Here is a 15,488-nt window from a genome sequence, read left to right as displayed (position 1 = left end):
CGCTTCTTTCAGTGGATTTCCGTCAAGCGTCACCTCGCCTTCGACCGTTCTCGGCGACGGCGCGCAACCAAGTGCGCTCGCGCAAACGAAGCCCACGATGATCGCACTCACCGTTCTTTTAGAACGGTTCGACCGCTTGCCCATCGTTGCGCTTCGCTAGGTATTTGAGTGTGTCAGGGTGGGTAAATTTCTGCATAAAATGGACCGAGCCATCGACCATCAGCATGTTCACACCATTGATGTGATCGCTTCGAAATGTGTCGAGCTCGAAGAAGGTACCGAGGATCACATTCCGGTTGGCGTCAAAAACGCCGCTCGTCGAGGCGGTACTGCAAAACGGGTAACTGCTTGCCCACTGCCCGGCTCCCCCCTGAGGATTCGTTTCGGTCGGATAATTGAGAATTCCAAAATTCATCTCTCCGGCGAGGAACGTGTGTGTAGTCCCGTCCTCGCTGAGAATCTTGTTTATCGACGTAGGGCCCCAGCCGATGTTGACGATCGCTCCATTGTCGAACTCAGGATCGGTGTCGTTCGCAAAATGGTTAAGAACACTTCCCGTGCAGACGGCGTAACTCGCCCACCCCGGATACAACGCGAGGGCAGCGTCGTTAATCAACATCGACGGACAACTGTAAACGGGCAGCGGGACATTAATCAGTGCCGCGTTCCCCGCGTCCGACATAGGTTTGGAAAGGTTGTATTGTTGGAAGCGCGCCGTTTCCTCGAGAAACGGCAATATGCTGAAGAAGGCGCTCAGGCCGATTAACTTATCTTTATCCTTGTCAGACATTACTGGCGTCCCTGGCGGAATGTACGATGATGGGTCGAGTCTTGCCGGCAAGGCGCCGCGAACCTGGTCGAACATTTGCATTGCCAGGCCGATTTGCTTCAGATTGTTGACGCACTGCGTTCGTCGCGCCGTTTCGCGCGCCGACTGCACCGCTGGCAACAGGATGGCAATCAAGATGCCAATGATCGCGATGACGACCAACAGCTCGACGAGCGTGAATCCGAGGCGCGATCGGCAGCGTAGTAATTGCCTGCGACAATCCATGAATGACGTCTCCCTGCCAGCGATCGGGCGTAGCCAGTAGCGGCTGCACGTTCCGCCGGCGGGAAGGCTCGCGGCGAACTACACCTGCGCGAGTTCGACACTGAATAGGCCGCCGGCACGAATTATTAAGATTCCGGAAGGTGGCGCGCGGGCGAAAAGCGGGCTGGCTGACTATTGAGACTTTGTCTCAATTCCGGTCCGTTGATAATACCCGAGCGCACGCGCTCGTCAAGCGACTTCTGCCGATATCGCGCAAAACTTGCGGCTTTTCCGGGGAAGTTCCGGGGTTACCCCTTGGAACAAAGTTCTTGACAGCAACGTCCACGCAACTAAAATGCGTGCCAGTGAGACTCAGTATCAATAAAGATTTGAGTCCTCAGACAGAGCGGCTCGCCAGCTAATCTCTCGCCCGCCCGCCTCTCTTAAGCGCAGCAACCAAGAGTTGCCCGCGCGGCATCGCGAAGCTCTTCGCTCAATGGCTATTTCGAGGTGGGCCCTCGCGGCCAGAGCGAACGTGTTTTTTCAAAATACGCAGCGGGCTTATCGCTTTTTCCGTAGGGACGCTCTTTACGTTTGATTCGTGTCCATCAAAGCAGTTCACCAGCCATTGGCCCGCTAGCCGCTCGCCCGGTTAACGCCCGGAACGTGGCCTGTCGCGACGACAAGAAATGCGGGAGAGACGCTAATGCAAAGCAACAATTCGACGTGCTTTTGCCAGGCTTAATCGGCCAGTGATCTGATAATCCACCTTTGAAGGACACATATACATGACGCGGACGTTTGTCGGAAAATATTTTTACGCCACGATGACGCTTGTTTCATTGACCATCACGAGCAATTTGGCCCATGCCGGAGCGCTAAACACGCCCGTGCTGCCGGTCTGGGGGCGTCCGACCACCAACGCTCAGGCCACGGCCAATCTCAGCACGTATCAAGAATGGAACTCGATGTCCCCCACCGCCTCGGTCCCCACCTCGGGCAGCCCGTTGGCCGCTCCGACGCTGTTGAATCCGAACGCTGGCGGATCCGTGCAGCCGGTCTTCTACGACAGCACCGCACCCGGCGACGGCGCCTTTCAAGCAGGCACAGATATTTACTCGTTTAGCGGTGTGTTGACCCCCGTGGTTGTAATTCCCGGCTACAACCAGGCGGGGCACAACCTCCGTGTTTCGATCGAAGTGCAGTCATTCGGCAGCCTGATCGATCCGACCAACCTGACTGCGACGTATACCGATCCAGGCGGCAACGCCCATTCGTTCCAGGTAAACACTTTGCCGTCTTATGCGTACTCCCAGGCCTTCAATGACGGTGGCTCGGACTTCGGTGGACTAGGCACTGCTTACACGGTCGACAATCTGTGGACTTTCACCCTTCCGCAAGACACGTCCAGTCTGACGCTGACCTTGGGTTGGGGCGTCACGTCCGCGGCCATCGAAGCCGTGTCGGTCGATACTCACGCGTCTGCCGTGCCCGAACCGTCGACCGTCGCGCTGAGCCTGATGGCCGGCCTGGGGTCGGTCGTGCTATGGAACGTGCGCCGCCGCAAGGAATCGCGTTCGTAATCACTTTTCAACGACGAGGCAAACACGGATGATTCTGCCCAATCCAAGTTCGATCGGTAACGGAATGCCCAAGCGTTCCGTCGTAACTAAACGTCGTGCCCGGGCTGGCGTAGCTGTTAGGGGCCAGCCCGGCACGACGGTTGCTCTCAATTGCGGCGCACCATTGCCGCGGAGGAGTTCCGTTTTGCTATCTCACCGTCGAAATGCAAAACCAATGACCCGTTGGCTGCTGCTGGCAACGCTATGCGGCATGGCGGATGTAGCCCAGGCCCATTTCGTATTTGTCGTCCCGCAGGCGGACGGGGCCAAGGCCAAAGTCGTTCTCAGCGAAGATCTTTCGCCTGACGCCGAGGTCGACTTGATCTTGAAGGACAACGCCAAACTGTATGTTCGCGATGAAAGCGGTCATGATGCACCGCTGGTGCTTCGCAAAACCGCCGATGACAGCGCCGAGACCGAGCTCCCGGGCCACGGCCAGCGCGTCGTCCATGGCATCGCGGACTTGGGGGTTATGCAACGCGGCAACACCAAGCCCTTTCTGCTGGTTTATCATCCGAAGACGATCCTTGGCGACGCATTCGATCCGCACGCCTCGCTCGGGGACAAGGCCCCCGTCGAGATCATTTCAATCGGCAAAGCAGGGGCGGTCGCCTTCCGCGTCGTAGCGCAGGGCAAGCCTGTGGCCAACGCGGAAGTGAACGTGGTTCTGCCCGACGGCGAGCGGACAAAGACTATGACCGACGCCGCTGGCCAGACGACCACCTTTCCTCAGACAGGCCGTTTTGGTGCCTGGACGCGCCACTTCGAAGCCAAAGGGGGCGAAAGCGGTGGCAAACCTTTTGAAGAAACACGACATTACGCGACGCTCGTGATTGACGTTGGCGTTGCAAAATAAGCCGCTAACCTACGAAGCGGCGTACCCGCTGTAGGGCACAGCAATACAACCGCCCAAATTCCGAACCCATTTTTTAAGGCCAGTTATTCATGTCCATTCGCCAATTCGTTTATGCCGTACCTTGCCTGCTGCTTGCGATGCTGCCGGTGGGGATGTCGACCTCCACATTCGCCGAAGAAACGCCCCCGGCGAAGCATTACGCCGACATGCCCGTGGCGGCGTCCAGTTTCGGCGCTGTCGGCTGCGACGGCTGGCTGTACACATACGGCGGCCACATCGCCCGCGTACACACTTACTCGACCGAGGCTGTTTCCGGTCGCTTCGCGCGCTTGAAGCTGGCCGACGGAAAGGCGTGGGAAGAACTCCCGGGCGGTCCCGGACTGCAAGGCATGAATCTGGCCAGCCACGCCGGCAAGGTCTACCGCATCGGCGGCATGGAACCGCGCAATAAGCCTGGTGATCCGACCGACAATCATTCGGTAGCGGACGTCACCTGCTTTGATCCGGCGTCCGGCAAGTGGCAGGCGCTGCCTTCCCTGCCAGTGCCACGGTCGTCACACGACGTGGCCATCATCGACGGCAAACTGTACGTCCTCGGAGGCTGGAACATGCGCGGCGAGGACGGCGAGGATTGGCTCGACAAGGCTCTCGTGCTCGACCTGCAGGGCAAGGAGCCCACCTGGCATGAGATCGAGCAGCCCTTCCAGCGGCGTGCTTTGATCGTCGCCGTTCACGGCGGGCGAATCTTCGTCATCGGCGGATTCAACGAGGATAATCAGCCGCTACGACGCGTTGACATTTACGACCCGGTCACCAAGAAATGGAGCACTGCCCCCGAACTGCCAGGCGCGGATCATAACGGATTCGCGCCCGCGTCCTGTGCGTTGGGAAATAACCTGTACGCCAGCGTCGCGGACGGTTCGCTCCTACGGCTGGACGAAGCCGGCAACAAGTGGGATTTCGTTGTAAAGCTGAAACCGCGCATCGTGCATCGCCTGGTGCCACACGGCGACGAAATCCTGATCGTCGGCGGCGCACGCGGAGGGGATAACCTTGCCACGATCGAAGCCGTGCCCGTTGGCCCGACCAAGCAGGCGAAAGCCGAACGGGCCCTATCAGGCGACGTTGCCCGCTGATCAGATTCGTTGCCTAGAAAAGTGTCGTGGTCGGCAATACGTGTCGCGGCAACGGCTTGTCGGTTTGCCGATGCGCGCCCGTAGGAAGTCGGCAACCTCAGCGCCAGCACGCGAATCGGGAGCACAACTCCCGCGGCTCGGCTTTCGCCGCGACTTACGAAGAAACAGGCGTTGTCGTACTCACTTTTTCCAAACGGCATGCAAGTCGTCCGAGTACTGCTTGCGCACGCCGTTGTCGGTCAGGATATCTTCGGTCGCGTCGAACATCTCTTGCCGACGGAAGACCAGCGTCTCGACTTCGGTCTCGGCGAATTGGAATTCCAGAAACTCGTCCTTGCTGTCACGCAGCAACTCGACCAGGTGCGCCAGGTTCTTTACCGGTACGTCGTTTACTTTTGCCACGACGTGCAGCGCCGGCGAATCGTATCCCTTGGTCAATCGGTGCGAAAAGAACGGAGAGGGAATCATTACCAGTTCCTCTCCTTCGAAAGCCGGCTGATCATTCACGCGCGACACCAGCGGGCTCTTCTTACCAGACATGAACGCCAGGTAGCGCTGATCGCTGAAGATGCCGCCGACCAGTTCCGCGCTGGCGGTCGTGAACACCATCGGTCCCAGGATGAAATACGAGGGATAAGCGCCGTCTAAACGCGGTATCACGCGTGGGCGACGCGCCGCGACCGGCGCATCGATCGCAATCGATTCCCCTCCGCGCAACACCGTCAGCGGCACGATGCCATCATGCGCCAGCTTGGGCACGTAGTAGGTGAACATGACCTGCAGGTCGTCTCCTAGCCGCACATTTCCGCTGCGGTCGAGTACGTGCGGACCGATCTGCGTCACGACATCATGCTCGTGCAGCGGGAGTTCAGTTTCGCTCTTGCGAGATCGGGTGATCATGCACCCGCCGGCCTCCTTGGGAATTTTCAGCCACGTGCGCAGGGCGTCATTCTCCGTGGTTTGAAACTCCTCCCACAATTGCTGCTTACCATCGTAATGGCCGTCGGCAACATCGCTGAGAAAAGTACGTACTTCCTCGGCTGGAATCAAATAACCGATATTGTCGGCCGTGGTCAGCCCGCTAAAGGCCACCCCGATGACACGACCGTCCGAAATGGCCGGACCGCCACTGTTTCCCGGATTCAGCGCGGCATCGATTTGAATTCGTAAACCGGAGACGCCGAAATAATAGCCCGTGTACTCGACGCGCGACGAGATGCCTTCGGTGACGCTCATCTGATCGCCGCCGACGGGAAAGCCATACACGTTGACCGGCGCCTTCACACGCGGCAATCCCTCGTCGAGCGACAGCGCCGGCCGGTCGTCGAAGAACGTCTCGTCTTCGACGCTGAGAATCGCCAGGTCGATTGGCGTGGCGATCGCCACCACCTTGGCCAGAAATTTCTCGGCCGATTGGTACGGCTGCACGTAAATCTGGCTCGGATATCCCACCACATGGGCGTTGGTCAGGATACGCTTGCCGTCGATGACAAATCCGGTTCCCGACATTTCACGCGACGAGGATTTCGTCCACGGCCGGAAGAAGTCGGGCAATCGCTGTGTCGTATGGATTTTGACGACCGACGGGCGAATGGCGTCCTGCTCGGCCTTTGCCGGGAGATTGTGTCCAAGCGAACTTGCGGTCCACGCTATGCAAAACGCTCCCAGGAAACGCAGATGAACTTTTCGGGTCGCGTGCAATCGCGTCATACAAGCCTGAGGGTGCGAAGGAATCATGGACGTGGGAATGCTTCCGTTATTCTGAGGCAACAGATGTAACGTTGCAACCGAGCGGGCGCTATGCGTCGCGATCGCTACTCGGTAATTCGATTGCCGCCAAAGATCCGACGTCATTCTTCGCCCGGCCGATACGACTTGATGGCTTGGGCTTTGATCTCCTCAGCGGTGAAAGCGGCGGGCTTCAAGCGATTGGCGCTGAATAACGGTGCCTGGTCCGCAAAATGTGGCGAGTCCGACACACCACTCTGGCTGTAGGCGACGTTGGTAAACGCACGCGGCGGATCGCTGAACTCCACGGCAAAGACGAAGCTGTCGCCGCTGTTGGCCACCATCCGCCGATCGTGGTCTTTGCGGAATTCGATCACGCGAAAGCAACCCATCAAGCCCGGTCCGCCCGAAACCGGCAAATCGACGTTGCCTTTGCGAATCCGATGCGCGTCGCCCCAAGAGATGTCCGTCGCCCCGTAGGAGCTTATCACGTCATCAAGTCCGCGGCCAAATGCCTTCACAGCGCGCTCACGATCCGCCAGGCCGCGTGGCGTGGTCATCGGCTCGGCGGCGTTCCAGGCTAAGGAAAACGTTTCCTTCGCCTTGTCGTAATACCGATCCCACCAGGCGGCGAACAATGCCCCGCCCCGACTACCCGCGGCCACGGTGTTGTCCCACTTGTCTAAAATCGTTAGTGCCGCTTCGACCTCGGCCGTGGGACCAGTCGCACGCATCACCTCGATCAAGTCCTTCTTCACCCGATCCGCCAGCAACATCCTTGGGCTGTGCTTCAGGCGAATGACTTCGTCCAACGACAGCTTGCGATCGTTATCGATCAGTTGCAGGCTGTGCTGCGTACGCAGACTAAGGTCATTCGGCGAAAAATGGGTGGGGAACCTCGCCGGATCCAACGGTACCCGTAAGTTCGTCAAATAGGGCGGAGAATTGCAGTTCTGCACGTAGCCGCCACGCGGATTCAAAAGCTGTGGCAACTCGTCCGTGCCATGAATCCGCGTCCAAACATCGGCCGTACCCGCGGCAGGTACAGGTTCGGCACGATGGGCCGGGTGGGGCAGGTCCGGAACGGTGCCGTTCCAAATGAAGAAGATATTACCGACCCGATCTGCATAGCAAATGTTGAACATTGGCAGCAGATTCAATGCGAGCGTGCTGCGGAACTCGTCGAGATTCTTTGCCTGCGACATCCTCAGCCATTGCTCGTAAGGCCGATAGTTCTCGTAGCTGGCATTGCGCAGGATGTACGCTTTCTTATCGGTGCGATATACGACAGGTCCAAGAGGTGCATGCCAGAACGTGCGCATACTATCAGTGCGGTCGGTGCCGGAGCGAATGCTGATCGTCACGTCGTCGCGCGTAAGCGGCACTGATCCGCCGTCAAACAGGTAATGATCCGGCCGCGCCGGATCGAGAGCGACTTCGTAGATTTCCTCCAGGTCAGGCTGGTTCACCGTGTGCGACCAACCCAAATGTTCGTTCCAGCCGCTAGTGAGGATCGGGCGCCCGATGAATGTCGAGCCGTAAAAGTTCATCCGCCCCGGCACGATCACATGGGCTTCGTAATAGGTCGAAACCGGCGCCCACGGCTGGTGCGGATTGCCCATCAGCATCGCGTGCCCCGACTCGCTACGACTGGGAGCAAAGGCCCACATGTTCGAGCCCGTCATGGTTTCGTCCGGCTCGTGATCGAACATGGCCGTCTTTACATTCTGCTCGGCCAGAAACTCTTTCAAGATGTTGTTGCGATTAAATGCAAACCGCATCACGCCAGCGACACCATACGCGGCAATGTCATGCGCCGTGACCTCAGGCATCCACGGCGGCAACTGGTCGCGGTGCCGGCCGGCGAAGAAGTTCAGTCCTCCGGCGAATCCGGCGAGCATCTCGCGATAGTCGGGATCCAGCGTGTGATACGAGGCAATCGAGCGCTCGTAAACGCGAAACTGGCGATTGAAGAAATCCGACTCGACGTTTTTGCTCTCTTCCCCTGCGCCGAAAGAGTCGGCCAGCGTGCCGCGAACTGCCAAAACACCGCGCATAATGTCCAGACAATGATCCTCGGCCTGGCAATAGCCCAGGCCGAACGCCGCGGCACCCAGAGTGTCGCCCGTGATATGCGGCACGCCGTATTGCGTCCGCTGGATCTGCACTCGCTTTGCCAAAGGCGGCGCATCGGCGGCTAGCCCGACCGTCGACAGTACAACAGTCACGGCCCCGATCAAAAGCGAGACGCCTACACCACATTTGACTTGTCGATGTCGTGCCATGAAAAGTGACTCCACCCGTATTGAACTGCACCAGGTGCCCATCGCCCGGCCACAACGCCGAGCGCAGCTTAGCCGCCACGACTGACGGCTTCAATAAACTTGCCGGGCGAGCCTCTCGGCGGTTGCTATTCATTGCTTTCCACAATCGACGCCGTGTCGATGAATCCGGAGTCCTGCATGTTGCCACGACTCACGATGCGCCGGACAATACGCCGCGGCCGCTCGCGCCCCTTTCTTCGTCGATACTTCGTTCACACTCGTCGAGGTGGTTGTCATGCCCACATCGTTGCGCGTTCAATTTCGTTCGGCGTTTTGCATACAGGCCTCGCTCCTGCTCCTAGTCGGACCAGGGGCAGCGATTCTGGCTCAAACGGCCAGGGCTGAAGAGCCCCTCACCGTCGAAGGTGGCAAAATCGTCGGTGCTGTCGATCAGCATGGCATACGTAGCTACAAGGGAATCCCCTTCGCCGCTCCACCGGTGGGCGCGCGGCGCTGGCAGTCGCCGCAGCCGATCGTGGTCTGGGAAGGGACGCGCGACGCCACGAAGTTCGGCGCCGTCTGCCCGCAAGCGCCCTATCCCGAAGGGTCGATGTATGTGCAAAAGCCGCAGCCGCAGAGCGAAGACTGTCTCTTCCTGAACGTCTGGACCGCGGCCAAGAGCAACACTGAGAAGCGGCCCGTACTGGTGTGGATTCATGGCGGCGCGCTGACGCGCGGCTCAGGCTCGATCCCCCCCTACGACGGCACTTCTCTTGCGCGACAAGGGGCGGTGGTTGTCACGCTGAACTACCGTCTGGGCCCGTTCGGTTTTTTGGCATTACCGGCCTTGAGCAAGGAATCGGATCACGCCTCGTCGGGCAATTACGGCATGCTCGACCAGATCGCGGCGCTCGAGTGGGTTAAACGAAACATCGCCAGCTTCGGTGGCGATCCAGCGCGAGTGACGATCTTCGGCGAGTCGGCCGGATCGTGGAGCGTTTGCTACCTGGTCGCTTCGCCGCTAGCCAAGGGATTGTTTCACGGCGCGATAGGACAAAGTGGCGGCGCGTTCGCGCCAATGCCATTTTTGAAAGAGGAACGGCACGGCGTCCCCTCGGCCGAAAAGGTCGGTGAGCGTCTGGCACGCGAGCTTGACTGTGATACGGCCGACGATCCGGCGGTAGCCCTGCGCGCTAAATCCGCTGAGGAACTGTTGGCCGCGGCCGACAAAACGGGCATACGCATTCGTCCCAACGTCGATGGCTGGATCCTGCCCTACGATGTTTACGCAATCTTCGCCGCTGGCAAGCAAAACCCGGTGCCCGTAATTGTCGGTTCCACGGCCGACGAAGGGACAACTTTGTTCCCAGGGCCGACTCCCAAGACGATCGACGCCTACACCGCCGCTGTGCGCGCCAAATACGGCGACCTGGCTGATGATTTCCTGGCCGCTTACCCGGCCAAGACAGACGAAGACGTTCGTTCAGCATTCCTGGCGGGCATACGCGACGAATGGTTCACCTGGGAGATGCGCACCTGGGCCCGTCTGGCCGAACGCTCAGGCAATAAGGCCTATCAATATTACTTCTCGCACGTACCGCCGTCGCCGCGGAGTGCCGAAGTAGGTGCTTATCACGCGGCCGAGATTCTGTACGTCTTCAATAATCTGCCGGTAGTAGAGTGGCCATTCACGGACGTCGACCGCAAGCTCGCCGAAGACGTTTCCGGCGCCTGGGTTCGTTTCGCGGCTACAGGCGACCCCAACGGCGGTTCGCTCCCCACCTGGAAGCGGTACGACGCGGCCTCGCAAAGCTATCTCGAATTCGGTGACGCGGTAAGGCCCGAGCATGCGCTGCTTGAAGCCCAGTGCAACTTCTTCGAGAAGTATTACGCCGCGAAACGCGACAAGCCGTAGCTATCGTTTGTGTACCGTGAAAGCCTTGCACGGCTCCCTTCGCGTTGCGAGCTGGCGGCGTCAGTTTGCTGGCTGCGCGGCTGCCACTATTCCTCTCTCTGGTAACCAAAAGCCGAGAGAAACACTTCGTCGCCTGGCGATTTCCCAATTGCGAGACGTTTGGCGCGCCAATTGCAATTCGCAGCAACGCCCAATGCATGGCACGCCAAATCGAGCGGCCGGTATGGGCGGCTAGGCAATCAGTTTCAGGAGGAATCGAACCATGTCGCGCACTCTATCGAATCGTCTGAGGAAAGAGAGCCCCATTAAGGATTCCTGCCGCCGGATGCAAGCATCCTGGTCGAACGAGACGCGTCGGTATCGGCAGCTCGTGGCCAACCGTCGCCAGCAAACGCTGTGGGAAATGCTAACGACGGCCAATCCCAATCCGACGCCCGAAGGAGAGATCCTGGCAATTGGTGCTCCCTCGATGGCCGATCTGGTTCGCTTCGCCGGGTAGTGTTGGCCGACCACCACGCGGCCAATCCTATCGAAGCGCGCAGATGCGTTGCCCGTGAGGAGTCGCGGCTCGTTCGGGACGCGCTCCCCAACGGCTATCGCGAGCATTATCATGCTATTCAGTCGGCCTCACTCCGAATGATCGCCAGCGAATGAAGGAATGCTCGATGGTGCGCGTAGCTGTGTTTAATGCTGCTGGTCAGCTTGTGGGCCCAGTCGAGTCGCCTCGAATCGAACTGTCGGACGCCCAGTGGCAAGAGCGCCTGCCGCGCGATGTGTACGAGATCGCTCGGGATAAGGGGACGGAACGAGCCTTCTGCGGCACGCTCTTAGATAATAAAAAGCAGGGCGTTTACAGCTGCGTATGCTGCAGCTTGCCGCTGTTCTCTTCGGATGCGAAGTTCAACTCAGGCACCGGCTGGCCCAGCTTCTTTCAGCCGATCGCAAAGGAAAATGTGGCCGAAGAGCGCGACACCAGCTACGGCATGGTGCGCGTCGAGATTCTTTGTGCCCGCTGCGATTGCCACCTAGGGCACGTATTTCCGGACGGCCCGCCCCCGACGGGACAGCGGCACTGCCTGAACTCGGCCTCTCTGATCTTTACACCTTCGAGTGATCTGGCTTCGTTGGCAGACGACGCAGCGGCGAGCCAGCCTGCCGGCTAAATTGCCGCGAACTCTCTTCACCCCGGATCACGGTGTGCTCGCCGTTACATCCGCGTGACCGCGGGCTGATCGCGCACGCACTCCCCAAAAAACATCACGATTTTTTTCCTCGACATCATGTGCATTAGTGATATAATGCACCAATGCATCGAGGTCGACGACGAGGAATGTACTTGTGACGGACGCTTCGATCAACTTCCAGATTCAGCCTTCCTCGGGCGTACCCATATACCGTCAGTTGATGGACCAGGTGCGGGCGCTGGTGGCCAGCGAGCGGTTGCGCGCCGGGCAGCTTCTACCTAGCATTCGGCAACTGGCTACCGATTTGGAAGTGAACATGATGACCGTCTCGAAGGCCTATGCCAGGCTCGAGGCGGACGGAGTTCTGGAACGCGTACGTGGCACCGGCATGCGGGTGCGGCAGGTTACCACGCCCGGCAGCGTCGCCGAGCGACAGCGCGAACTGGCCCCGCTGGCCGACGCGATGGTGACACGGGCCGTGCAATTGAATCTCACCGAGCAGCAGGCTTTGGCCGTGGTTAAAAACGTCCTCAGGGAGCGACGAGCGTGGCTGAAACAATCATCGACGTCCGCGAGTTAACCAAAAGTTACGGCCGAACTCAGGTCCTGCGCAGCGTGAATCTGCAAATTCCGCGCGGCGCGATCGTGGGACTGATGGGTACTAATGGTGCTGGCAAGAGCACGCTCATTAAGTGCCTGCTCGGCCTGTTGCGCGCCGACACGGGTTCGGGCCACCTTTTCGGTGACCCTGCCTGGGACCTTTCGCCGGCTTCGAAGGAACGGCTAGGCTACGTCCCGCAGGTGATTTCTTTGTATGCCTGGATGAAAGTGCGGCACGTGATCGCATATACCGCATCGTTCTACGCGAATTGGGATGACGCTTGGGCCGAAGAGCTCACAGCGCGTTGGCGATTGCCTATGAACGCGCGCATGCAGACGCTTTCCACCGGTCAATTGCAGACTGTGGCATTGGTGCTCGCATTAGGGCACAAGCCCGACCTTTTAATCCTGGACGAGCCGGTCGCCAGCCTCGACCCGATTGCCCGCCGCGATTTCTTGCGCTCGCTGATGACATTGACGGCCGATGCCTCGCGAACGGTGCTGTTCTCGACGCACATCAGCTCTGACCTGGAACGCGTGGCCACACACGTGGCGATCCTGCACGAGGGGCGAATCGCCCACTTTGCCGAGCTCGACGACCTGAAGGACAGCGTCAAACGACTGCGGCTGAGCGGCGTGCGCGATTTCCCGCACAATTTCTTCGTGCCTGGCGCGCTACGATTAAAGGTCGAAGGAGCAAGCGCGCTGGCCGCCGTGCCGAACGTTACATCGGAGCTTCTGGACGAACTCCGCGACCGCTGGGAGGCCGAAGTACGGGTCGAAGATTTGAACTTGGAAGAGATCTTCGTGGAGTTGAATAGCCATGCCTGAGAAACTTGGAGTAGCTGGGCGCAACGACCACGAAGTGAGCGACTGCGGCCGATTCCCCACGTTCTATGCGGCGCACGCTTGGATTCGACGAACTTGGTTGGGCTGCACGGCGCGGCGGTTTTGGTGGATCGCAGTTTCGTATCTGACGCGACCGGCGGTGTGGGGAGTATTTGCGCTGGCAATGTTGTTTTGGCTACTAACCCTTACGCAAAAGTCGCGCGAGACTCATTTCCATCAGGCATACCCACAGTTACCCACGGGAAACCTCGCCATTAACTCTGCGCGGACGCTGGAAGAAGTCCGCGCCGCGGGGCGGGAGCGGGACGTGGACACGATCTATTTGTCGTCGCTGTGGTACAGCATGCACGCGCCGCCCCCGGTGGCCGGACAACCTTGGAAGATGATGGTAATCAACGCCAGCCCCGGCGAGGACTACTATCGCATCCTTGACGAATTCCCCAATCTGCGGCAGGTCGAATATACCTGCTATGGCGAGACTCCGATCGGATTCGATCGCGTTACGCAACTGAAGAATATTGAGTATCTCACACTCTATGGCCGTGGCCTCGATCTCGCCCCGCTCAAGTCATGGCAAAAGCTGCGGCGCATCGAGATTTATTCGGATTCACCGCCCCTGAATTTAGCCGCACTTGCCGAATTACCCAACCTGGAAACAATCGTCTTTCACTCGCGCATGGGCGTGAGCGGTGCCGTATTGTCCGATTTAGCCAAGTTGCCACGACTCCAGACTCTCGTCCTCGACTTCGCATATCACTTCCCTTTTGAGAAGCATCTATCCGAAAGCGACTTTGCGCAGTTGGCGCGATCGCCGTCATTATCGCTGCTATATGTGGGAGGGTTGCAAGCCGAGAGTCGCCTTTCCCCGCTGCGCGTCGCCAAGGCGGCCCTACCTCACATGCACGTGAAGGCATCGGTATACGATGAGTTGCCGTGGCCGGCACGGCTGCTGCCGCTCGTGCCCTTTGAACTTCTGACAGTCATTGTTGGCATCCAGCTTTCCAGTCAGTTCCGCAGCCCTCTCACGCGACTTGCCCCGCGATACCGGTCGAGCCATGCCATCATCGGCATATCGCTGGCGTTGATCGCCATTGTTTGCTGCGGCATGTGGTTTCCGCGGGTCGTAGCACAGGTTTGCTGGGACGCGGCGCTGGCCCCCGCCGCGGCGGTTGTCGCATCGGGCATTGGTTGCATGTCGCTGACATCACTGCGTCCGGCTACTCCACCGATACGAGCGCGGTGCCTGACATATGTGCCAATGACGATAGCATTGGGCGCAATGTCCCTGATGTGTTCCTCCGAGCTGTTCGATCGCGCGTTGCGCGGCCGGGACCCGTGGCTGTTGACGATGCTTTGGGGAGGAACGGTCATTGCCGGCGGCGTCACAGTATCGCTGCTTAATCGGCTACCATCATGGGCCGCCAGTTCTGGTGCAGTGCCTGCTAAAACCCGCGATCAGGTCCTGGTTAGTTCAACCTATCGCGAAAGTTGGCTGTTCGCCAAAGATCGACGAGAAATGCAAATCGAATCTTGGCACCATCGCGAAGCTACCGATTGGACGTGGTGGCAGCGAGTGCAGCGCTGGCGGCTGGGAAATAGGGGCCTTCGAGTAGCCCCGGCAATCATCCTCGTGCTACTCATGGCGGTTTTTCAAGTGCCGACCATTCTGCAGGTTGGCCTTGAACGGTATCCACTTTCCTCAGCACTCTGTTTTTTCGCGCTGGGAACGCTAGGAATGGCAGCCTTACATTGCGGCGGAATATGGCGAATGCGATTGCAGGTATTACCCCTCGAAATCACACGCCCCCTATCGCGCCATGACATACTGCTAGAATGGATGGCCGCGTTCGTTGTCGATTTGGTTCCGGGGGCTGTGCTAGCCTCGGCTATCGCGGCCCTGGGGGTCAACATTCAGACGCCGTTACAAATCCGTTGGAACGTGATACCGATCGATTTCGCTCTTCTGTTTCCCATAGCGCTGGCAACCTCGGTTTCGCTTGCAGCAACGCTCGTGGTGATCGGCCGGATGTGGCTTGCACTTCTAGCGTTTTTTGGACTGACCTGCCTCATTTCGCTGATACCGCTGTGGATGGCACTCGTAATAAACGGTACGCCAAACAATTGGGAAGCAGCGAATCTCGCGCCACGACTTCCGCTCTCCTATGCGTGGGCCGGCGGCTTGATGGGCTTACTTCTGGCAGGAATTATGGGGCGTCGATTTCTGCGCATGGAAATAGGCCAACGAGCTTGATCGCACCCCCGCTATGACGTCGACGGTGCAAGACGAACAATCGACGCTTT

Annotated in this window: 12 protein-coding genes; 9 read left to right on the top strand and 3 right to left on the bottom strand. The window is 59.0% G+C overall.

Annotation, left to right across the window (positions count from 1 at the left end; genetic code table 11):
• Positions 1–118 precede the first annotated feature (118 nt).
• Positions 119–1,054 (bottom strand): DUF1559 domain-containing protein, encoded by a 936-nt coding sequence (locus tag VGN12_23530; GenBank protein ID HEY4312440.1) that lies wholly within the window; start codon positions 1,052–1,054, stop codon positions 119–121.
• A 767-nt stretch (positions 1,055–1,821) separates the two neighbouring features.
• On the opposite strand from VGN12_23530, the gene VGN12_23525 reads away from it, so the two are divergent.
• The 3 genes from VGN12_23525 to VGN12_23515 all read left to right on the top strand — a co-directional run bounded on the left by VGN12_23525 (position 1,822) and on the right by VGN12_23515 (position 4,647).
• The gene (locus VGN12_23525; protein ID HEY4312439.1) at positions 1,822–2,616 is read left to right on the top strand and encodes a PEP-CTERM sorting domain-containing protein; all 795 of its coding nucleotides are present in this window, start codon (positions 1,822–1,824) and stop codon (positions 2,614–2,616) included.
• Positions 2,617–2,830: 214 nt separating this feature from the next.
• Positions 2,831–3,511 (top strand): hypothetical protein, encoded by a 681-nt coding sequence (locus tag VGN12_23520; GenBank protein HEY4312438.1) that lies wholly within the window; start codon positions 2,831–2,833, stop codon positions 3,509–3,511.
• Positions 3,512–3,600: 89 nt separating this feature from the next.
• On the top strand, positions 3,601–4,647 hold the full coding sequence (locus VGN12_23515) for a kelch repeat-containing protein (GenBank protein HEY4312437.1): 1,047 nt from the start codon (positions 3,601–3,603) through the stop codon (positions 4,645–4,647).
• Positions 4,648–4,827: 180 nt separating this feature from the next.
• Here VGN12_23515 and VGN12_23510 read toward each other — a convergent pair whose 3' ends face one another.
• Positions 4,828–6,357 carry a trypsin-like peptidase domain-containing protein gene (locus VGN12_23510; protein HEY4312436.1) on the bottom strand — a complete coding sequence of 510 codons (1,530 nt, stop codon included), beginning with the start codon at positions 6,355–6,357 and terminating at the stop codon, positions 4,828–4,830.
• Positions 6,358–6,497: 140 nt separating this feature from the next.
• Positions 6,498–8,660 carry a penicillin acylase family protein gene (locus VGN12_23505; protein ID HEY4312435.1) on the bottom strand — a complete coding sequence of 721 codons (2,163 nt, stop codon included), beginning with the start codon at positions 8,658–8,660 and terminating at the stop codon, positions 6,498–6,500.
• A gap of 274 nt (positions 8,661–8,934) precedes the next feature.
• Between VGN12_23505 and VGN12_23500 the strand changes: the two genes are divergently transcribed.
• The 6 genes from VGN12_23500 to VGN12_23475 all read left to right on the top strand — a co-directional run bounded on the left by VGN12_23500 (position 8,935) and on the right by VGN12_23475 (position 15,438).
• A complete protein-coding gene (locus VGN12_23500; GenBank protein ID HEY4312434.1) occupies positions 8,935–10,554 on the top strand; it encodes a carboxylesterase/lipase family protein in 1,620 nt (539 codons plus the stop codon).
• Positions 10,555–10,816: 262 nt separating this feature from the next.
• On the top strand, positions 10,817–11,053 hold the full coding sequence (locus VGN12_23495; protein ID HEY4312433.1) for a hypothetical protein: 237 nt from the start codon (positions 10,817–10,819) through the stop codon (positions 11,051–11,053).
• 166 nt (positions 11,054–11,219) lie between these two features.
• Complete coding sequence (gene msrB, locus VGN12_23490; GenBank protein HEY4312432.1) at positions 11,220–11,717, top strand: peptide-methionine (R)-S-oxide reductase MsrB; 498 nt, start codon at positions 11,220–11,222, stop codon at positions 11,715–11,717.
• 175 nt (positions 11,718–11,892) lie between these two features.
• Positions 11,893–12,318, top strand: a complete 426-nt coding sequence (locus VGN12_23485; protein ID HEY4312431.1) for a GntR family transcriptional regulator — start codon at positions 11,893–11,895, stop codon at positions 12,316–12,318.
• Entirely contained in the window at positions 12,285–13,169 is an 885-nt protein-coding gene (locus tag VGN12_23480; protein ID HEY4312430.1) for an ABC transporter ATP-binding protein, read from the top strand. Before VGN12_23485 ends, VGN12_23480 begins: the two co-directional genes overlap by 34 nt.
• On the top strand, positions 13,162–15,438 hold the full coding sequence (locus tag VGN12_23475; GenBank protein ID HEY4312429.1) for a hypothetical protein: 2,277 nt from the start codon (positions 13,162–13,164) through the stop codon (positions 15,436–15,438). The genes VGN12_23480 and VGN12_23475 overlap by 8 nt, the downstream gene beginning before the upstream one ends.
• Positions 15,439–15,488: the final 50 nt, after the last annotated feature.

The organism is Pirellulales bacterium, from assembly GCA_036499395.1.
Classification (GTDB): domain Bacteria; phylum Planctomycetota; class Planctomycetia; order Pirellulales; family JACPPG01; genus JACPPG01.
Note: the sequence above shows the minus strand (reverse complement) of the source record. Positions and strands in the feature narration are given on the sequence as shown.